17 protein-coding genes are annotated in these 19,700 nt (G+C 65.9%); 9 read left to right on the top strand and 8 right to left on the bottom strand.

The window, feature by feature from the left end:
* Positions 1–19 precede the first annotated feature (19 nt).
* The 5 genes from RCH15_RS07200 to uxaC are packed head-to-tail and all read right to left on the bottom strand — an operon-like array spanning position 20 to position 5,916.
* Positions 20–991, bottom strand: a complete 972-nt coding sequence (locus RCH15_RS07200; RefSeq protein WP_326959487.1) for a sugar kinase — start codon at positions 989–991, stop codon at positions 20–22.
* A complete protein-coding gene (locus RCH15_RS07195; protein ID WP_326959485.1) occupies positions 988–1,665 on the bottom strand; it encodes a bifunctional 4-hydroxy-2-oxoglutarate aldolase/2-dehydro-3-deoxy-phosphogluconate aldolase in 678 nt (225 codons plus the stop codon). Before RCH15_RS07195 ends, RCH15_RS07200 begins: the two co-directional genes overlap by 4 nt.
* Complete coding sequence (locus tag RCH15_RS07190; protein WP_326959483.1) at positions 1,662–3,245, bottom strand: UxaA family hydrolase; 1,584 nt, start codon at positions 3,243–3,245, stop codon at positions 1,662–1,664. Before RCH15_RS07190 ends, RCH15_RS07195 begins: the two co-directional genes overlap by 4 nt.
* Positions 3,242–4,468, bottom strand: a complete 1,227-nt coding sequence (manD, locus tag RCH15_RS07185; RefSeq protein ID WP_326959481.1) for a D-mannonate dehydratase ManD — start codon at positions 4,466–4,468, stop codon at positions 3,242–3,244. The genes RCH15_RS07190 and manD overlap by 4 nt, the downstream gene beginning before the upstream one ends.
* Before the next feature lie 17 nt (positions 4,469–4,485).
* Positions 4,486–5,916, bottom strand: a complete 1,431-nt coding sequence (uxaC, locus tag RCH15_RS07180; RefSeq protein ID WP_326959479.1) for a glucuronate isomerase — start codon at positions 5,914–5,916, stop codon at positions 4,486–4,488.
* A 239-nt stretch (positions 5,917–6,155) separates the two neighbouring features.
* On the opposite strand from uxaC, the gene RCH15_RS07175 reads away from it, so the two are divergent.
* The 6 genes from RCH15_RS07175 to RCH15_RS07150 are packed head-to-tail and all read left to right on the top strand — an operon-like array spanning position 6,156 to position 12,911.
* Positions 6,156–7,214: a LacI family DNA-binding transcriptional regulator gene (locus RCH15_RS07175; RefSeq protein WP_326959477.1), complete on the top strand. Its 1,059-nt coding sequence runs from the start codon at positions 6,156–6,158 to the stop codon at positions 7,212–7,214.
* Positions 7,201–8,427 carry an extracellular solute-binding protein gene (locus RCH15_RS07170; protein WP_326959475.1) on the top strand — a complete coding sequence of 409 codons (1,227 nt, stop codon included), beginning with the start codon at positions 7,201–7,203 and terminating at the stop codon, positions 8,425–8,427. The genes RCH15_RS07175 and RCH15_RS07170 overlap by 14 nt, the downstream gene beginning before the upstream one ends.
* The gene (locus RCH15_RS07165; RefSeq protein ID WP_326959473.1) at positions 8,424–9,557 is read left to right on the top strand and encodes an ABC transporter ATP-binding protein; all 1,134 of its coding nucleotides are present in this window, start codon (positions 8,424–8,426) and stop codon (positions 9,555–9,557) included. Before RCH15_RS07170 ends, RCH15_RS07165 begins: the two co-directional genes overlap by 4 nt.
* A gap of 2 nt (positions 9,558–9,559) precedes the next feature.
* A complete protein-coding gene (locus tag RCH15_RS07160) occupies positions 9,560–10,477 on the top strand; it encodes an ABC transporter permease (RefSeq protein WP_326959684.1) in 918 nt (305 codons plus the stop codon).
* Positions 10,477–11,364, top strand: coding sequence for an ABC transporter permease (locus RCH15_RS07155; protein ID WP_326959471.1), 888 nt, complete (start codon positions 10,477–10,479; stop codon positions 11,362–11,364). Before RCH15_RS07160 ends, RCH15_RS07155 begins: the two co-directional genes overlap by 1 nt.
* Positions 11,365–11,408: 44 nt before the next feature.
* Complete coding sequence (locus RCH15_RS07150; protein WP_326959469.1) at positions 11,409–12,911, top strand: mannitol dehydrogenase family protein; 1,503 nt, start codon at positions 11,409–11,411, stop codon at positions 12,909–12,911.
* A gap of 21 nt (positions 12,912–12,932) precedes the next feature.
* Here RCH15_RS07150 and RCH15_RS07145 read toward each other — a convergent pair whose 3' ends face one another.
* On the bottom strand, positions 12,933–13,475 hold the full coding sequence (locus tag RCH15_RS07145; protein ID WP_326959467.1) for a DUF4190 domain-containing protein: 543 nt from the start codon (positions 13,473–13,475) through the stop codon (positions 12,933–12,935).
* A gap of 136 nt (positions 13,476–13,611) precedes the next feature.
* On the opposite strand from RCH15_RS07145, the gene pgm reads away from it, so the two are divergent.
* Positions 13,612–15,285 carry a phosphoglucomutase (alpha-D-glucose-1,6-bisphosphate-dependent) gene (gene pgm / locus RCH15_RS07140; protein WP_326959465.1) on the top strand — a complete coding sequence of 558 codons (1,674 nt, stop codon included), beginning with the start codon at positions 13,612–13,614 and terminating at the stop codon, positions 15,283–15,285.
* 60 nt (positions 15,286–15,345) lie between these two features.
* Here pgm and RCH15_RS07135 read toward each other — a convergent pair whose 3' ends face one another.
* Positions 15,346–15,879, bottom strand: a complete 534-nt coding sequence (locus RCH15_RS07135) for a hypothetical protein (protein ID WP_326959464.1) — start codon at positions 15,877–15,879, stop codon at positions 15,346–15,348.
* Positions 15,880–16,075: 196 nt separating this feature from the next.
* Complete coding sequence (locus tag RCH15_RS07130; protein WP_326959462.1) at positions 16,076–16,681, bottom strand: malonic semialdehyde reductase; 606 nt, start codon at positions 16,679–16,681, stop codon at positions 16,076–16,078.
* Between the two features lie 228 nt (positions 16,682–16,909).
* Between RCH15_RS07130 and RCH15_RS07125 the strand changes: the two genes are divergently transcribed.
* Together RCH15_RS07125 and RCH15_RS07120 are read left to right on the top strand one after the other, a co-directional pair.
* Positions 16,910–18,241, top strand: coding sequence for a uracil-xanthine permease family protein (locus tag RCH15_RS07125; protein WP_326959460.1), 1,332 nt, complete (start codon positions 16,910–16,912; stop codon positions 18,239–18,241).
* A 326-nt stretch (positions 18,242–18,567) separates the two neighbouring features.
* Positions 18,568–19,700: IS30 family transposase (locus RCH15_RS07120; protein ID WP_442784510.1), on the top strand; the 1,133-nt coding region annotated here is incomplete at its 3' end.

Raw genomic sequence — 19,700 nt, 5'->3', positions numbered from 1 at the left:
GCCGGGGCGCGTTGATTGTTCAGCGGCTCACGGGTTCGACGGCGTCCAGCAGCCCCAGCTCCGATCGCCGCGGCATTCCCTCCCAATCGCCGGAGACCAGGCACGCGTACGCGCCGGTACGCACAGCCGTCAGTAGACGTTGCTGTACCGGTTGGCCGTCAAGCAGTTCGGCGAGGTACCCGCCGACAAAAGCATCCCCTGCCCCGACGGTGTCCACGGCCCGGACCGGAACGGCATTCTGGCGGTACTCCTGACCGCCGATGCGGGCCACGCAGCCTCGGGCGCCCAGCTTGATCACCACCTGCTCGGGGCCCAGCCCGGCAAGCCGGCGCGCCAGCTCGAACGGGTCGGCCGCGTCACCGACCACGATCGCTGCCTCGTCGTCGCCGGCAAACACGACGTCCGCCTGCCGGACCAACTCCTGGAAGGCGGCCGCCGCAGCATGTTGGGGCCACAGGGCTGAGCGGTAGTTAAGGTCAAAGGACACCAGGGTGCCGGCGGTCTTGGCACAGTCGATCGCGGCCTGCACCGCGGCCGCGGCGGAGGCGGAAAGCGCCGGAGTGATGCCGGTGACGTGCAGCAGGCGGGCGGCGGCGATTTTTCGCTCCGGAACGTGCTCCGGTGCGAGGGCCGCGCCCGCGCTGCCGGAGCGGTAGTACCAGACCTTGGCCGTTTCCGTGGTGCGCCGTTCCTTGATCATGAGCCCGGTGGGCGCCGCGGGGTCGCGGCTGCAGTCGACGTCGAGTCCTTCAGCGAGAAGTTCCCTCAGGACCAGGTCTCCCAGGCTGTCGGCGCCCACCCGGCCAACCCAGGTGACCGAGGTGCCGAGCCGCCGCAGGGCGATCGCCACGTTGCTTTCCGCGCCGCCAATGCCCAGCCGGAGGGACTCGGTGAACGCCAGCGGACCGGGGGTAGCCGCTTTCATCAGCGCCATCGTCTCGCCCAGGGTGACCACCTCACTGGGTGTGCCTGCAACAGTGCCGTCATTCACTTTGCGCTCCGGCTGCCGAGGGCCCCGGCCACCAGGGCGCTGACCCGCTTGGCCCGCCGGGTGAGCTCGCCGAGGTCACCGCCCTTGAAGGCGTCCCCGATGAGCGGTCCGCCCAGGCTGACGGCCAGTGCCCCGGCACGGATCCAGGCGGGCGCGTCCTCAATTGCCACGCCGCCGGAGGGGATGACCTGCAGTTCCGGGAACGGTCCCCGCAGCTGGGAAATGTAACCGGGCCCGACCGTGGACGCGGGAAAGACTTTGACGGCCGTGGCCCCGGACCGCCATCCGGCCAGCAGTTCCGTGGGCGTCAGGCCTCCCGGGTACACGGGTGTCCCGCGCTCGACGGCGGCGCGGACGATGCCGACGTCGGTCACCGGGGTGACGAGAAAGCGCGCCCCGGCGTCGATGGCCTGCCGCGCCTCGGCCTCCGTGGTGATGGTGCCGACGCCGATCTCGATGTCATGTCCAAAGCCGCTGATCAGCCCGGGCAGCAGTTCGAAGACCCCTGCCGTGCTCAAGGTCAGTTCGATGGACCGGACTCCGCCATGGGCGAGAGCGGCGATAACGGGTTCGTATTCACGGGCGTGACCGGCCCGCAGGACCGCCACCACGGGGTCCGCCAGCAGGATTCCGCTCGCGGCGGGCCGCCGGAGGGACTCCGTCCCGCTGCTCATGTCACTGCTCCCAGTTGCCATGGCACGAATTCTTCCTGTCCAAGATCGAGTTCTTCACTGACGGTTTGGGCTCCGGACGCCACGGCGAGGATGCGGGCGAAGATCTGCTCCCCCAGCTCCTGGACCGTTGCCTTCCCGTCGACAATGACCCCGCAATTGAGGTCAAGATCCTCGGGCATCCTGTTATAGAGCTCGGTGTTGGTGCCCAGTTTGATACTGGGCACGGGCTTGCAGCCGAACACGGAGCCGCGTCCGGTGGTAAAACACACCACGTTGGCGCCGCCGGCGACCAGCCCGGTGACGGACACCGGATCGTACCCGGGGGTGTCCATGAACACGAGCCCGGGGCTGGTCATCGGTTCCGCGTACGCGTAAACGGCGGACAGCTCGGCCTGGCCGGCCTTGGCCACCGCGCCCAGTGACTTCTCCAGGATGGTGGTCAGGCCGCCTGCCTTATTGCCAGGCGAAGGGTTGTTGTCCAGGCTTCCGCCGCCGGAGCTCGCGTAGTCCTGCCACCAGGCCAGCTGATCGAGCAGGCGCTGCCCGACCTCGGGTGCGACGGACCGGCGGGTCAGCAGGTGCTCGGCTCCAAAAACCTCGGGGGTCTCGGCGAGCGCCGACGTTCCACCGTAGGCGACCAGCATGTCCGAGGCGACCCCGAGTGCGGGGTTGGCCGTGATGCCGGAGTACCCGTCCGAGCCGCCGCAGTTCAGGCCGAGCACCAGCTCAGAAACATCAATCGGCTCGCGCTGCAGGGCGTTGATGGCCGGAAGCATTCCCTGGATCAGAGCCACCCCCGCTTTGACGGTGGCCCGGATGCCGCCGGAGTCCTGGATGGTGAGCCGCTCGATCAGCGCGGGCGCGGTTTCCGGGTCAAGGAAGCGCTCGGTCTGCAGCATCTCGCACCCCAGGCCGAGCACCAGCATGCCCGCGAAGTTCGGGTGCGCCGCGTAGCCGCGGAGGGTGCGGACCAGGACTTCTGCGCCTGCGCTGCCGAGCACCATGCCGCATCCGCTGCCGTGGGTCAGGGCGAAAACCCCGTCCACGTTGGGGAAATCGTCCAGGGCGCTGCCGCGGAACTGATCGGCGATCATCCGGGCCGTGCTGGCCGAGCAGTTGACGGAGGTCAGGATGCCGACGTAGTTGCGGGTGCCCGCCCTGCCGGTGACCCGGCGGTAGCCCTGGAAAGTGGGGCGCGGCCCGGGTGGCACCGGCGGAGTGATCCGGGCCGTGCCGAACTCGTAATCCTGGACCACCTCATCCATGCCGAGGTTGTGCGTGTGCACGTGGGCGCCGGGACGGATGTCAGTCAGAGCGCGGCCGATCGGCTGCCCGTATTTGCGAACCGGGGCGCCGGCCGCCACGAACTGCAGCGCGATCTTGTGTCCGCGCGGAATGGTGTCGCTGACCGTCAGTTCCAGTCCGGCACTCGCTGTTCCGGCACTGGCTGTTCCGGCACTGGCCAGGAGGGTTGTTCCGGCGGGGAGGTCGCGGGTGGCGACCCCTACGTCGTCCCCCGCGGCCAGCTTCAGCACGCAGGACTCAATGGGGAGGGCGGCGGCGGTGTTTACGGCGTTCACCAGTCGTGCACCGTCCCGTCCAGGAGGCGGGCAGCGGGCAGGTACGCCGGGGCGTACTCGTAGTCGGCGGCCAGCCCGTCGTCGTAGTCCACGCCCAGCCCGGGGCTGTCCCCGGGATGGAGCAGTCCGTCTCCGAAGGTGTAGCTGGTGCGGAAAACCTGCAGGGTCTCCTCGGAGTGCTTCATGTACTCCTGGATCCCGAAGTTGTGGATGGCCAGCCCCAGGTGCAGCTGCGCCGCCTGGCCCACAGGTGAGATGTCGGTGGGGCCGTGGAAACCGGACTTGATCTGGTAGATCGCGGCGAAATCCATGAGCTTGCGCAACGCCGTGATGCCGCCGGTGTGCGTGACGGCGGATCTCACGTAATCGATCAGCTGCTCGGTGATCAGCGTCTGGTAGTCATAGACGGTGTTGAAGACCTCACCGATTGCCAGCGGAGTGGTGGTCTGGGACCGGACCCGGCGCATGCCCTCCTGGTTTTCGCCCGGGGTGCAGTCCTCGAGCCAAAACAAGTCGTAGGGCTCCAGGCTTTTCCCCAGGGAGGCGGCCTGATTCGGCGTCATCCGGTGGTGGCCGTCGTGGAGCAGGATCAGCTCCGGGCCGAACTTCTCCCGGACCGCTGCGAACACACCGGGAACGTGCCGGAGGTAGGCGCGGGTGTCCCACAGTTCCTCCACCGGCTTTGGCAGACGCTTGGCCGGTTCGTAGTCGTACCGCTGCCCCGGGCGCTGGTCCCCTGCAACACCGTAGATTTGTCCCAGGCCGGGGACACCGGTCTGGATGCGGATTGCCTTGAAGCCCTGATCCAGATGGTTCTGGATCGATACGCACAGGGCGTCCAGGTCCGTGCCCGAGGCGTGACCGTAAGCCAGGCACCCGGTACGCGAGGCACCGCCCAGCAACTGGTACAGCGGGAGGCCGGCCACTTTTGCCTTGATGTCCCAGAGGGCGACGTCGACGGCGGCAATCGCGGCCATCGTGATCGGACCGCGGCGCCAATAGGCGCTCCGGTAGAGAAACTGCCAGGCGTCCTCAATCTTCGCCTCGTCGCGCCCGATCAGCAGCGGCACGACGTGTTCGGTGAGGTAGGCGCTGGCGGCCAGCTCGCGGCCGTTAACGGTGGCATCGCCTAGCCCCACCACGCCGTCCTCGGTGGTGATGCGCAGCGTGACGAAGTTCCGTCCCGGGCTGCTGATCAGGACCTCGGCTGAGCGTATTGTCATTGATGTTCCTTCCGGTATCAGCTGCGGGCCGCGTAGGACTGCAGGGGCAGGTTGTAGGTGAGGTCGACGGCGGTTTCCACGGCCTCGGCCATGCCCAGCCGCCCTTCGGCGACGAGGCGCGCCAGGTAGCCGGCGTCGATCCGGCGGGACAGGTCATGGCGGGCCGGGATGGACGCCAGCGCCCGGGTGTCGTCGACGAAGCCGCTCGTGTTGTAGAAACCGGCCGTCTCGACGGCCGACTCGCGGAAACGCCGCATCTGTTCCGGACTATCCAGGAACCACCATGGTGCTCCGAGCTTCATGGCGGGATAGCAACCGGCGAGGGGGGCAAGTTCCCGGGAGTAGACCGTTTCGTCTGTGGTGAACGCGATGAGGCGGAAGTCCTTGTTCATGCCGAAGCTCTCCAGCAGCGGCCGCAGTGAACGAGTGAACTCCACGCTGACCGGAATGTCGAAGCCCTTGTCCGGACCGTAGGAGTCATAGATGCCCTGGCAGTGGTTCCGCAGCACGCCGGGGTGCAGTTGCATCACCAGTCCGTCCTCGACGGACATCCGGGCCATTTCGTAGAGCATGTTGCCGGAGAAGGCCTGGGCCTCCTGGGTTGTCACCTCCCCGCGGGCCGCCGCGGCAAAGATGCGCTGCGCCTCCGCCTTCGGCAGCGGTGTGGTGTCCGCCAGCAGGTGGCCGTGGTCGGTGGCCCGGGCGCCGGCGTCGACGAACGCGGTGCGGCGCTGCCGGAGAGCGGCCAGGAAGCTGCCGTAGTCCGCCACCTCCACACCGGAGACCCCGGAGAGCATCCGGATTTCCTCCTGCCACCGGGGATGATCGACGTGCAGCAGCGAATCGGGACGGAACGTAGGGACAATCCGTCCGGGCCCAAGCTCATCGCTGAGTTTTCGGTGCGCGGTCAGGTCCGACAACGCCGAATCTGTGGTGGCCAGAATTTCCACGTTGAAGCGCTCAAGAATCGCCCGGGGCCGGAACGCTTCGGTTTGGAGCAGGGCCGAGAGCCGGTCGAACAAGGCGTCGGCGTTCTCTGCGGATGGCTGCAACGGCGTCTCAAAAACGACCGCCAGCTCGTGCTCCAGCCAATACCGGGTGGGCGTTCCGCGGAAAAGCTTCCAGTTCTCGCAAAACCGCCGCCAGATCAAGCGGGCGTCCTGTTCCGCCGAGGCACCATCGTGCCGGTCGGCCACACCCAGTTCAGCCGGGGTGTAGCCCTGGGAGACCAGCATGCGCACCAGGTAGTGGTCGGGAATCACGAGCAGTTCCGCCGGGTTCCCAAAAAAGTCGTTGTCCACGAACACGTCGGCCTCCACGTGGCCGTGCATGGAGACAATCGGCAGGGCCGCGACGGCGCCGTACAGCTCCCTGGCGATACTCCGCGTCGCCGGATCAGCGGGAAGGGCACGGTCGGGATCGATGGCCCACGCAGTGGAATAACTCATGAAATTTGCCTCTCCTATGAAACAAAATGCAACAAAATCGACGTTTGTACTCATTACCAATATGCACTTGGGTCTGTCATAAAGCAACGAAATCCCCCAATTTACGGCAAAACGCGGCAGTGGGCCGCGGACCACAAAGATTTGTTTGCGCAGACTGTTGACAGAACACTGCAAACGGTTGCAGGATGTGACGAACCGCACAATACCGCGGCTGGACGACGATGTTAGGTGAAGTACGCATGAAGGGATCCATTACGGTCCGGGACGTGGCAAAGGCGCTTGGCGTCTCGCCGTCGACGGTGTCCCGGGCGCTGTCAGCCTCGGATCTGGTGGCCCCCCGCACCCGCCAGCAGGTCGTGGACAAGGCACGGGAACTGGGCTACTCCCCCAACAATGCCGCCCGGGGACTCGCGACCGGCCGCAAGGGGACCCTGGGCCTGGTGGTGCCGGACCTGGAGAACCCCTATTTCGCCTCAGTCACCAAAGGGGTCCAGGCCAGAGCGCTTGCGGCCGGCTATTCCGTCTTCGTGGCCGATTCCGATGAGGACAGCCGGGTGGAGCGGGAACTGGTGGGCAAGCTCAAGCCGCAGGTCGACGGGCTCATCCTTTGTTCTTCCCGGATGCCCGACGCCGACCTGGCGTCGCTGCTGGGAGGGATTCCGGTTCTGCTGATCAACCGGCGGATGGAGGGCCTCCCGGACATCACTGTGAATGACCAGGAGATCGTCCGCCAGGCCCTGGAGCATCTCCACGCCTTGGGGCACCGGAAAGTCGGCTATGCCGGCGGCCCCACCGGGTCATGGTCGGACCAGCAACGCCGCCTGGGCATTGAACAAGCCGTTCCGGGCCTGCCCGGGCTTGAGGTGCTCTCCCTCGGCTCGTTCGCGCCGGTGTTCGGCGGCGGACAGTCTGCCGCCGATCTCGCCGTCGCCGCGGGTCTCACGGCCGTCCTGGCCTACAACGACCTCATGGCCCTGGGGATCATTGCCCGGTTGCACGCCCGCGGCATCAATGTACCGGACGAGATAAGCGTGGTGGGCATTGATGATATCAACGCTGCAACCCTCGTCTCCCCCGCCCTGACCACTGTCCGGGCGCCGCTGCGCAAGGTGGGCAGCGCCGCCGTCGACCGCCTTGTCGACAGCCTGGACCCGCACTCCGTCCCCCGCCCTGCCGAGAACCTTCCGATCGAAATCGTCGTCCGGCAGTCCACATCTGTAGTTCCCTCCGCTATCCGCGAGCGTCCGTCCGGCAATGTTGCCGGACGCAATGAAAGGAAGTCCCATGCGAGCATCTAGAAGAGTCCAGTGGGCAGCAACCCTCGGCGTGGCCGGGCTGCTGGCCACAGGTTGCGGCGCCCCGGGCAGCGACAACGCCGCCGCCTCGACGCTGTCAGCCGGCAGCGTCCCGGAGAAGCCTTCCAAGGCCGTCACTTTGAACATCCTCGACGTCGCCGGCAACAAGCAACTGACCGGCGCCATCTTCGAACAGTTCGCCAAGGACCATCCGGACGTCATCTCCGCAGTCACCTGGGAAACCGCCGGCGCTCCCGACATGGCCGGCAAGGTGAAAGCGCAGCAGCAGGCAGGCAATCTGAAAATCGACCTCGTGCTCACCGGCACGGACGGTCTGGCGGCCGGTATCAGCGAAAACCTTTTCGCCCCCATCGCCAAGGATTACAAGGACCGGCTGGGCAACATGGCCAACTATCAGGAGCCCGCCGCGGAGATGCAGAAGCTCGCCGAGGACCAGGGCGTCGCGTTGACCTATTATCCGTCGGGCCCCCTCCTCGAATACAACCCGGACAAGGTCCCCAACCCGCCCACCACCGCGGAAGAGCTCCTGACCTGGGCCAAGGAACACCCCGGCCGATTCGGCTACGCACGTCCGGCCAATTCCGGGCCGGGCAGGACCTTCCTCATGGGCCTGCCCTACATCCTCGGCGACTCCGACCCCAAGGATCCCGTCAATGGCTGGAGCAAGACGTGGGATTACTTGAAACAGCTCAACGAGTCCGTTTCCACTTACCCGACGGGCACCGGTGTCACCATGAACAACCTTAAGAACGGCACCTGGGACATGGCGGTGACAACCACCGGCTGGGACATCAACCCCCGCGCCCTGGGTCAGGTACCGGAGAACTTCAAGACCCAGGCCCTCGAGGGCTTCACATGGGTGACCGACGCGCAGTACGCGGCTGTGCCGAAGGGCGTCTCCGCCGACAAGATGTCCGCCATCCTCCAGGTGCTGCAGTATGCCCTGACACCGGAGCAGCAGGCCAAGACCTACGACACGGGCTATTTCTACCCGGGGCCGGCGGTCAAGGACGTGAGCGTCGATCTGGCGCCCCAGGAGAGCCAGGACGTCATCAAGAAGTTTGGCCGTCCCGAGTACGACGCACTGATCAAGGACAACCCGAAGGCAACGCCGATCGACGCCGCTGCGATCGTCAAAGCCTTTGACACCTGGGACACCCAGGTGGCGACCGGAAAGGTCGAACAGAAAAAGTGAGCATCCATGCGACGAGTTTCGAGACTCTCGAACTTGAGAATGTTGCCCGTTCGTTCGGAGGCCAGAATGCGCTCCGAGACCTCAACCTGTCGATCAGAAGCGGTGAATTCATTGCCTTGCTCGGCCCCTCAGGCTGCGGTAAGTCAACGGCCCTCAATTGTTTGGCCGGCCTGTTGCCCCTGACGGGCGGCCGCATCCTGATGGACGGGAAGCAGATCGACCAGCTTCCGCCGGAAAAGCGGGGATTCGGGATGGTGTTCCAAAACTACGCCCTCTTCCCCCACCTCACGGTGGAGAGGAACATCGCTTTCGGCCTTGAGATGCGGAACGTCCCGAAGGCGGAAATTCGCAAACGCGTGGCCGAAGCGATTGAGCTCGTGCAGCTGGGACCGCACGCCTCAAAGCTGCCCGGCCAGATGTCCGGCGGCCAGCAGCAGCGGGTCGCTATCGCCCGCGCCGTTGTGCTGCGCCCGCCGCTGGTGCTGATGGACGAACCGCTGTCGAACCTTGATGCGAAACTCCGGCTGGAAATGCGCACGGAAATCCGCCGCCTGCACCAGTCGCTGGGGCTGACCACGCTGTACGTGACGCACGACCAGGAGGAGGCGCTCTCCCTCGCTGACCGGCTGGTTGTGCTGCGCCTGGGCGAGGTGCAGCAAGTGGGTACCCCGCAGGAGCTTCACGAACATCCCATCAATTGGCACGTGGCGGACTTCATGGGGTACCGCAACCTGCTCACCGGCGTGGTGGAGCGGGTCCACGGCCAGGCAGTCACAGTGTCCGTCCTGGGAACCACAGTGACGGGCTCCACCAAGGATCCGCTCCATGCCGGCGACGCTGTCAAGGTGGGGCTGCGGCCGGAGGATTTTGACATTGCCCCCGCCGGAACCGCACCTGAGCACCTGGCGAGCATTGACGCCACGGTCGAAGTCGTCGAGTACCAGGGCCGCGAGTTCGCCGTCGAGGCCCGCGCCTCCGACGGTCAGGCCCTCCACGTGCGGACCGCACAGCATGTGGAGCCCGGCCAGCAAGTGACCCTTACCGCAGCCCACGACCGCGTGCTGGTCTTCCCTGCTGAATTGACGGCGGCACCCCGCCTCGTCCCGGAGCTTGAGGAGGCCGTGCTGTGACCATGACCGGGCAGAAGGCCAGCCCGGCTCCGGACGTTGCGGGCAGGCGCCCAGCGCTTTCCCACCGGTTGGCTGAGCGTGGCATTGACAAGCTGCTGCTGCTTCTGCTGCCGGCCCTGCTCTTCGCCCTGGTGCTCTTCGTCTACCCCTTCATCTACGGCCTGGGGCTTTCTTTCCAGCCAAAGACGGGCGGGCTGTTCGGCGCGTATGTGAAGTTTTTCACTGACCCGTCTGTCCGGGGCCTCGAGTCCATCTGGGTGACGCTCCAGCTTGCCGTCCCGGCCGCGTTAATCAATGTGCTGGCCTCGGTGCCGATCGCCTTCAAAATGCGCGGCAAATTCCGCGGCAAGCGGGCCCTGACCACGGTGCTGGTCATTCCCATCACCCTGGGTACAGTCCTGACCGCCGAAGGACTGCTGAATTTCTTCGGCCAGCGCGGCTGGCTGAACCGATTCCTGGGGCTTCTCGGGCTCGAACCCCTGCAGCTGGTCCAGAACTACTGGGGTGTGTTGTGGTCCCTGATCATCTCCGGATTTCCGTTCGCGTTCCTCCTCATCCTGTCCTACCTTTCTGGCATTGACCCGTCCCTGGAAGCTGCCGCGCGCACGCTCGGCGCTGACTGGAAACAGCGGTTCCGCCGCATTACCTTGCCGCTGCTGGCCCCGGGCCTGGCCATCACGTTCTGCCTGACGTTCGTTTTGGCTTTCAGCGTTTTCCCGTCCGCCATCCTGGTGGGTGACCCGTCGGGCTCCACCCGTGTTATCGCCTATGTCGCGTACAACGCCTGGGGCCAGCAGTTCGACTATCCGCTCGCGTCCGCGGCCGCCATCGTCATGGGCGGCGTCGAACTCGTTGTCATCGTCCTGGTGCTGATCTGGCGCTCACGGATGTACAAAGGATCCACTGGAGGTAAAGGCTGATGAGCCTCACGCTGAAACGAACCCCCGCGGCGGGGAATGCTCCGGCCGCTCCGGCCAAGCGGCGCCTGGCCGCCTCACCGGGAACCTTCCTGATCTGGGGAGGCATGGGGCTTTTCCTGATCCTGCTCCTCGGTGTCGTCTCCTCCGTGGTGGTGAACTCTTTCGCCAAGGAGTGGTTCGACACCTGGCTGCCCTCGGGCTACACCCCGACGTGGTACGCCGATGCCTGGAAGGAATATGACCTGGGCCAGGTGATCGGTACAACGCTGACGGTCTCCGTCGCCGTCGTCGGCATCTCCGTCCTGATTGGGGCGCCGGCCTCTTATGTTTTGGCCCGGCGGAGATTTCCCGGCAAAGGCATCCTGATGCTCATCTTCCTGTTGCCGATCATGATGCCGCCCATCACCTACGGCATCCCGCTGGCCACGTTGCTGACGTACTACCACCTGGCCCCGGGGCTGACGGGCGTAATCCTGGCGAACCTGGTCCCGTCCATCCCGTTCGTCATCCTGACCATGACGCCGTTCATCGAGCAGATCAACCCGTCGATCGAGTCAGCTGCCAGGATGTGCGGGGCCAACATGGTCCGGCTGTTCACGAAAATCCTGGCTCCCCTGCTGGTTCCCGGCATCCTCGCAGCAGCGGTCCTTGTCCTGGTCCGCACCGTGGGCATGTTTGAGTTGACCTTCCTGACGTCCGATTCCACCTCCGACACCCTGGTCGTGGCGCTGTTCACGGCCATGACCGGCGCCGGGATCCGCGCCCAGCAGTCAGTCGACGCGATGGCAGTGGTCTACATGCTGATGATGATGGTCCTGCTGGTGGTGGCCCTCAGGTTCGTCAATCCGACCCAGCTTGTGTCCCAGGTCCGGGAAGAATCCGACTGACCGCCGGGCTGCCCCCAGTGCCGCCCTCCCCGGCTGAAAGGCCAATGATGTCTGCTATCACCCTCACAGACCGCCTGTCGCTGGCCACGTTGGCTGCGGCGGCGGCACGCCCCGGCGTCTCCGGTCCTGCCGCGGATCCCCGCTCCTTGAGCACCGGCCTGGTCCACTTCGGCGTCGGCGCCTTCCACCGAGCGCACCAAGCCGTCTACACCGAGGACGCGGCCGCAGCTGAAGGCGACACCCGGTGGGGCATCCTTGGCGTCACGGGTCGTTCCGCGCGGGTGGCGGACCAGCTCCGGCCCCAGGATGGCCTTTACTCGGTGCTCACCAAGGCCGCTGACGCATCCTCGATACGGGTCATAGGCTCACTGCGCAACGTCGCGTACCCGGGGGCCGATTCCGAGGATGTGCTGCGGACGCTGGCCGCCGAAAGCGTCCAGCTGGCGTCCCTGACCATTACCGAAAAGGGCTACCCGCGGACGCTGAGCGGCGGCTTGGATCTCGAAAACCCGGGGGTGGCGGCGGACGTCGCATCGCTCCAGGCCGAGCTCGGGGGCCGGGATTTCGCCGGGGCCGCCCGCACCCCCCTCGGTCTGCTGGTCCGCGGACTGGCGCGGCGCTTCGCCACATCCGGGGCTCCGTTCGCGGTGGTGTGTTGTGACAACCTGATGTCCAACGGCCGCGTGACCCGGGGCCTGGTACTGGCCCTGGCGGAGGCAGCCCGGGCGGAGGCGCTGACGGACTGGCTTCGGACGTCGGTGACTTTCCCCTCCACCATGGTGGACCGGATCGTTCCGGCGACAACAGAGACAAATCGAAGCGAAGCTGAACGGATTCTCGGGGTCCGCGACGAGGGTCTGGTTGTGGCCGAACCATTCGGCCAGTGGGTCGTGGAAAACAGTTTCCTGGTCCCGCGCCCGCGCTGGGAGCGCGCCGGGGCAGTCCTGACCGACGACGTGGGCCCTTACGAAGTGGCCAAGCTGCGGATGTTGAACGCCACGCATTCGCTCCTCGCCTACCTGGGAGCCCTGCGCGGCTACGCCACGATCGCTGAGGCCGTGTGCGACGAGTCCCTCGCCGGTGCTGCCCGCGGCCTGCAGCGCGAGGACGTCATTCCGACGCTCACGCCACCGCCGGGGCTGGACCTTGAAGAGTATGGCGAAACGATTCTGACCCGCTTCGCGAACCCCAATTTGGGGCACACCACCATTCAGGTGGCGATGGACGGGTCCCAGAAACTGCCGGTCCGGGTGCTCGGCACGGTAGCGGACCGTCTGGCGGCCGGCGAGATGCCCCATTACGGGGCACTGCTCGTAGCGGCGTGGATGGTTTTCATCTATCGCGGGCACGATGTAAACGGCAAGCCGCTCGCCCTCGATGATCCCCTGGCAGTCACCCTGCGGGAGGCCGCGGCGGGCTCCGCCAATGGGCTGGCGGACAGGATACTGGGCCTGGACGCCATTTTCCCCGAGCAGGTTGCCGCGCACGACGGGTTCCGCCGGACCGTCTCCTCGGAGGTCGGCCGGCTCCTGGCAGAGGTCCCTTAGGACGTCGGCGGACGGAAGGGCCTACGCCCCGTAGCGCGTGGGGACGGAGCTGGTGCTGAGCGAAAACGCCACGGCGATGATGACAATGACCAGGATGGTCAGCGCTATCCCCACGTAACCCAGGACCAGTCCGGCGATGGCCATGCCCTTTCCCGACGGTTCGCGCCGAAGGGCCAGGTGCCCGAGGATGACCGCCGCGAGCTGGGGCAACAGGAATACGCCGAGTCCGATGAACGCGGCAATCCCGCAGCACAGGCTCGCGATGCTCAGGCCCTTAGGTTCCGGCGGCACCCCGTAATAGGCTGGCTGGCCGTACGCGTTGAACGGCCCGCCCGGCTGGCCGTACTGCGCCGGTACCCCGTACGGCTGCTCCCCGTAGGGGGGCTGGCTCTGCGCGCCGTCGGCCTGCTGGCCGTCGGTCTGCTGCGGCGCGCCGTACGTCTCTTCCGGCCGGACGGAACCGGGCTGGCGATACGGCGCACCGGGCTCCTGCCCGGGAATGAACGACGGCGGACGGTAGCCCTCCGGCGTCCCGTCCTTCTCCGGTTTCGGCTGGTCAGTCATAGCTTTCCCCCTCTGTAAGTCTTTCGATTCAGCCTACCGCCGCCGCGATCCGATGAGCAGGTGATTTGTTGCGTCACGAGGACCGGAATCGGCCGAAATCATGTCGCCGTCCCCACCGGTCTGGCATGCTGGTGCAATGGCTAGCCGCGCGGGCACTGTTGCCCAACCCCAGGACCTTGTTGATCTCACTGCGCTCCTTGATGCGTACTACGACGTTTCCCCGGATCTTGGTGACCCCGGGCAGCGGGTGGCCTTCGGCACGTCCGGGCACCGGGGCTCGAGCCTGAAGGCCTCCTTCAACGAACCCCACATCCTCGCCATCACCCAGGCGATCGTGGAGTACAGGGCAGGACAAGGCATCACCGGGCCGCTGTACCTCGCCAAGGACACCCACGCCCTGAGCGAGCCGGCCCAAAATTCCGCCCTGGAAGTGCTCGCGGCCAACGGTGTCAACGTGCTGATCGATGCCCGTCACGGCTACACGCCCACTCCCTCGCTGAGCCACGCGATTTTGACGCACAATAATAACTCCCCGGCCGGTGCCCCGCAGGCAGACGGCATCGTGGTGACCCCCAGCCACAACCCGCCCGGTGACGGCGGCTTCAAATACAACCCTCCGCACGGTGGCCCGGCCGACTCCGACGCCACGGGCTGGATCGCCAACCGGGCCAACGAACTCCTGGAAAACGGACTGCGCGGAATCAAGCGGATTCCCATCGCCGAGGCGCTGGGCGCGGACACCACGGGAAAGTTCGACTTCCTGAGCAGCTACGTGGACGACCTCCCCTCCGTCCTGGACCTCAATGCAATCCGTGAGGCGGGCGTCCGGATCGGCGCCGACCCGATGGGCGGCGCATCGGTGGACTACTGGGGTGAAATCGGCGAGCGGCACCACCTGAACCTCACGGTGGTCAACCCCACCGTGGACCCGCAGTGGGCCTTTATGACGCTTGACTGGGACGAGAAGATCCGGATGGACTGCTCCTCCCCGTCGGCGATGGCATCGCTGATCAACAGGATGGCTGCTGGTGCGGACGGATCCGCAGCCTTCGACATCGCTACCGGCAACGACGCCGACGCCGACCGTCATGGCATTGTCACCCCGTTTGTTGACGGACGGGGCGGGCTGATGAACCCCAATCACTACCTTGCCGTAGCGATTGACTATCTTTACCGACACCGGACCGGGTGGAACCCGCAGTCCGTGATCGGCAAGACCCTGGTGTCCTCCTCGATCATTGACCGCGTGGCGGAAAGCCTGGGCCGGAAGCTGGTTGAGGTGCCGGTCGGGTTCAAGTGGTTCGTGCCCGGGCTTCTGTCCGGCGAGGGGGCGTTCGGCGGCGAAGAATCCGCCGGCGCCTCGTTCAACAAGAAGGACGGCAGCGTGTGGACCACCGACAAGGACGGCATCCTGCTGGCCCTGCTGGCCTCGGAGATCACGGCAGTCACCGGCAAGTCGCCATCGCAGCTGTACAAGAACCTCACAGACCAGTTCGGCGACCCGGTCTACGCAAGGATCGACGCGGCGGCCACTCGGGAGCAGAAGGCAGCGCTCGGCAAGCTCGCCGCGTCGGATGTCACTGCCACGGAACTGGCAGGTGAAACCATCACCGCCAAGCTAACCGAAGCGCCGGGGAACGGCGCTTCGATCGGCGGACTCAAGGTGGTTACTGAAAATGCCTGGTTTGCGGCCCGCCCGTCCGGGACCGAGGACGTTTACAAGATCTATGCCGAGTCCTTCAAGGGCGCAGAGCACCTTAAGCAGGTCCAGGCCGAGGCGAAGGCGCTGGTGGACGGCATCATCTCCTAACGTCCGGCAGACCCCCGGTGGGGTGCCGGGGGTCTGCCGGGCGGTCTGCTTGGGCTGCCATCACCCGCCGGGCGCGGTCCAGAGCTTGAGGATGCGGCGCGTGGCATGGCTGCCGTCCGGGGCCATGTCCACCAGGGCGATCCGGTTCAGAACGAATTCGTCGCCTTCCCGGAGCCGGTTGCCGCCGCGATGGGACACATGCGGCCGGAAGCCCGCCAAGGTGTAGCCGGGTGTGGCAATCCGGCCGGGCAGATCCGCGACCATCCGCACGAGTGCCTCGTGCAATTCCTGCAGCGGTCCGCTCGGTTCAACCAGGCTGACCGGGATCAGGCCGGAGCGGCCAAACCCGGCCTCTGCGCCGGCGATGAGCCGGCTACCGAGGGCGGCGGAGGCGGGTCCGGCCGTAAGAACGGCAATCCGGTCAGCGAGGGGGTCAGCTTGCGCCGGCTCCCGGACCGGGGACCCTGCGGGGCCGGCGTCTTTGCCGGCAACGTCGAATCTTGCCAGGGTGATGTGCAGCGGCCACTCTTTCCGGTCAAACTCAAGTCCTTGAACGACCGGATCGAGAAAAGCCACCACCACCAGGTTGCGCATGGGGCAAGTCTGCCACGGCACCGGATACCGGGCCCCACAACCCTATGTTTACAGTGCCGAAGCGGGATAAAATAAGGAGCGGCCCCGGATGCGGCCTTGCGCTCAACCGCAGAATTGCGTCCCGAGTGCCTCCGGCCTGTCCCCCATGGTGCCGGAGGCACCTCCGCGGGTACACCGTGCCGGAGGCACCTCCGCGTCAGAGCGTGCGGACGACGTCCTCATAGGCAAACTTCGGCTTTGCCGGGCCCCAGGCGTCGGCAGCGGGCCGGCCGATGTTGACCACCAGGAAGCTCTTCTGGCTGCCGTCGGAAAAAAATGCCTTGTCGATGGCGGTGAAGTCCGCCCCCGTCATGGGTCCGGCGGAAAAGCCGAGAGAGCGGACGGCGAGGATGAAGTAGCCGGCCTGCAGGTGTGCGTTGTTGTTGCCGGTGGCGGCGGCGAGATCCGGGGCGGCGTCATACATGGCCTTGGGGGCGTTGTAGCCGGGCAGGAAGGCGTCCCACCGCTCGTGCCAGGATGTGTCGTAGCTGAGCACAGCAACAAGTGGCGCCGAGGCTGTCTTGGCGCGGTTGCCGTTGGCAAGGGTCTCCACCAAGGCGGCGCGGGCTTCTGCGGATCGAATGTAGGTGACGCGCAGCGGCTGGGAATTGAAGGCAGTGGGGCCGAACTTGGTGAGCTCGTAGATAGCCCGGGCCTGTTCATCCGTGACGTCGCCGGTGAAGCTGTTGGCGGTGCGGGCTTCGGTGAAGATGGCATCCACTGCGGCGGCGTCAATTATTGCTTCATCATGGGCGATTGTCACGGGAATCCCTTTCGCTGGCACGCCCGCCGGTCGGCGGGCACTCATTGCGTACAAATAGTTGCAACTTCAAGTTACAGGTTCTGCTTCCCGCAGCCTCCCGTGACCTTCGGCACGTCCGGCACTGTCCGCACTGGAGCGCTCCCGGCGAAGCATGCCGGAAACACCGGCGCGGTAAAGTTGCTCCGGAAGATTTCTTCCCGCCGCCACACATTCTCGAAAGGCCCGGCAATGAGCATGCTCGGAACCAAATGGAAGCTCCACGGCAACGGCAAATCGATCCGCCCCGGCGAAGTTGTGAAGCCGGATGAGCGTCTTGCCTGGCCGCTGACCATTGGCATCGGCATGCAGCACGTTGTGGCCATGTTCGGCGCCACCTTCCTGGTGCCGATCATTACCGGCATGCCGCCGGCCACCACGCTCTTCTTCTCCGGCATCGGCACCCTGCTGTTCCTGGTCATCACGAGGGGCCAGGTGCCGAGCTACCTCGGGTCAAGCTTCGCCTTTATTGCTCCGATCATGGCCTCTCAGCAGCAGTACGGCGTTGCCGGCGCACTGGGTGGCGTGGTGTTGGCCGGCGTCGGGCTGGCGGTCATCGGCGCGGTGGTGCAGAAATTCGGTGCCGGCTGGATCAACCGGCTGATGCCGCCCATCGTCACGGGCGCCATCGTCGGGCTGATTGGGCTCAACCTCGCACCGGCGGCCAAGAACAACTTCGATGCCGCCCCGATCACAGCCCTCATCACCCTGGCCACGATCATCGTTGTCAGCGTCTTTTTCCGGGGCATCCTGGGCCGGCTGAGCATCCTGGTGGGCGTGGTGCTCGGCTACCTCGTGGCGGTAATCCGCGGCGAAGTGGACTTCTCCAAGATGGACTCCGCCGCCTGGGTGGGGCTGCCGTTCTTTCAGACCCCCGAATTCCACCTTGGCGTTGTTGGGCTGTTCGTGCCGGTGGTCCTGGTCCTCGTGGCGGAGAACATCGGCCACGTGAAGTCTGTGTCCGCCATGACCGGCCAAAACCTCGACGGCGTCTCGGGCCGCGCGCTGATGGCCGACGGCGCTGCCACGGTGCTTGCGGGCCTGGGCGGCGGCTCCGGCACTACCACCTACGCGGAAAACATCGGCGTCATGGCCGCCACCAAGGTCTATTCCACGGCGGCCTACTGGGTGGCGGGTGTCTTTGCCGTGGTGCTGAGCTTCTCGCCCAAGTTCGGGGAACTGATCGCCACTGTCCCGGCCGGTGTGCTCGGCGGCGCGGCCACGATGCTGTACGGCATGATCGGCGTTCTGGGCGTCAAGATCTGGGTGCAGAACAAGGTGAACTTCTCCAATCCGATCAACCTGACCACGGCCGCCGTGGCGCTCATTGTCGGGATCGCCGACTACACCTGGACCATCGGCGACCTGAAATTCACCGGCATCGCACTCGGTTCCGCGGCGGCCCTGGTCATTTACCACGGCATGAAGGCCATCGCCAAGGTTCGGGGCACCGTTGCGGAGCCGGAAACGGAAAGCGTCGCCGCGGCTGCCGGCGCGAAGCGCCTGCCAAAGAACCGCCACTGAGCTTCCGCACGGCACAAGAAAGGCCGGGCCGCCCCCTTGAGTTCTAGCGGTCGTTGCAACACCCAGAATTTTTGGGAGTTGCAACGACCGTGTCGTCTTTAACGAAAGAACATGTCGGCCCGAGGAAATACACGCTGGAGCAGAGGGATGAGTTCTTCGTCGTCTTCGATCGGCTCAAGAGCACACGAGCGGCGGCCAGCGAGCTGGGACTAAACCCGGCCACTTGTGCCGGCTGGGTGCGTAAAGCCGGGCTGAAGAGCCAGGGCAAGCCGGGGGCGCGGCCTCACCGGGGCCGGGATGAGTACTTCCGGTTGCGCAAGACCGGTGTGAGTCGGCGGGAGGCGGCTGAGGCCGCCGGAGTGCATCTTAGGACAGCTGAGGAGTGGGATTATGGGATCCGTAAGTCCAATGGCCGACGCATTTACCCGGATGGGCGGGTGGTCGACTACAAACGTGGTGTGACCACTATGACCCCGCCCGCCCACACGACCGGAACGGTCCTCGCCCCTCCGATATCGGTATCGGCACTTGAGAAACTCCTCGATCCGCGGTTCCTCAGCGCGCAGGAGCGGGAGATGATTCGCGACCTGAAAGCCGCGGGTTCGTCGATGAGGGCGATCGCCCACGCGCTTGGCCGCTCGGCTTCAACGATCAGCCGCGAGCTGGGCCGAAATGCCGACGCCCTGCTGGGCTATCTGCCACACGGGGCGCATCGGAAAGCCGCTGCCCGGCGCGCACGGCCCAAGACGGCCAAGCTCGCTGGCGAGTCGGACCTGCGCGACTATGTGAAGGACAAACTGCTCATACGCTGGTCTCCGGAGCAGATCAGCCACACCCTGGTCGAAAAGTTCCCCGACCAACCGGAGATGCGTGTGAGTCCCGAGACGATTTATCAAGCCCTCTACGTTCAGGCGAGAGGCGGACTCAAACGCGAAATACAGGCCGCGCTGCGCACCGGTCGGACCCGCCGGAAACACCACCAGAGCGGGGAACAGCGCACCTCCCGGTTCGTGGACCCGATGGTCATGATATCCGAGCGTCCACCCGAGATCGAGGACCGCGCTGTGCCCGGCCATTGGGAGGGGGACCTCATCACCGGCGCCTACAACCAGTCCGCGATCGGAACCCTGGTCGAACGCACCACCCGCTACGTGATGCTCGTCCACCTACCCGGCGACCACACCGCCGAAACCGTCCGGGACGGGCTCATCAACACCATGTCTACCTTGCCGGCCCACCTTAGAGGCTCCCTCACCTGGGACCAAGGGGCCGAAATGGCCGCCCACAAGTCCTTCACCCTGGCCACCGACATGCAGGTCTACTTCTGCGACCCGGCCAGCCCCTGGCAGCGCGGTTCAAATGAGAACACTGTGAGTATGGAGGTAGCCCGGGAAGGGCTGATCCGGAAGGGTGGGTGTCGGCAGCGAAGAGTGACTCCCGAGAATACTGGCCGCGAGTG

Origin of the sequence: Arthrobacter sp. MP_M4 (genome assembly GCF_035984855.1) — a bacterium.
In the GTDB taxonomy this organism is placed as follows: domain Bacteria; phylum Actinomycetota; class Actinomycetes; order Actinomycetales; family Micrococcaceae; genus Arthrobacter.
The sequence above is the reverse complement of the archived record's forward strand: the minus strand, read 5'-3'. Positions and strand labels throughout refer to the sequence as shown.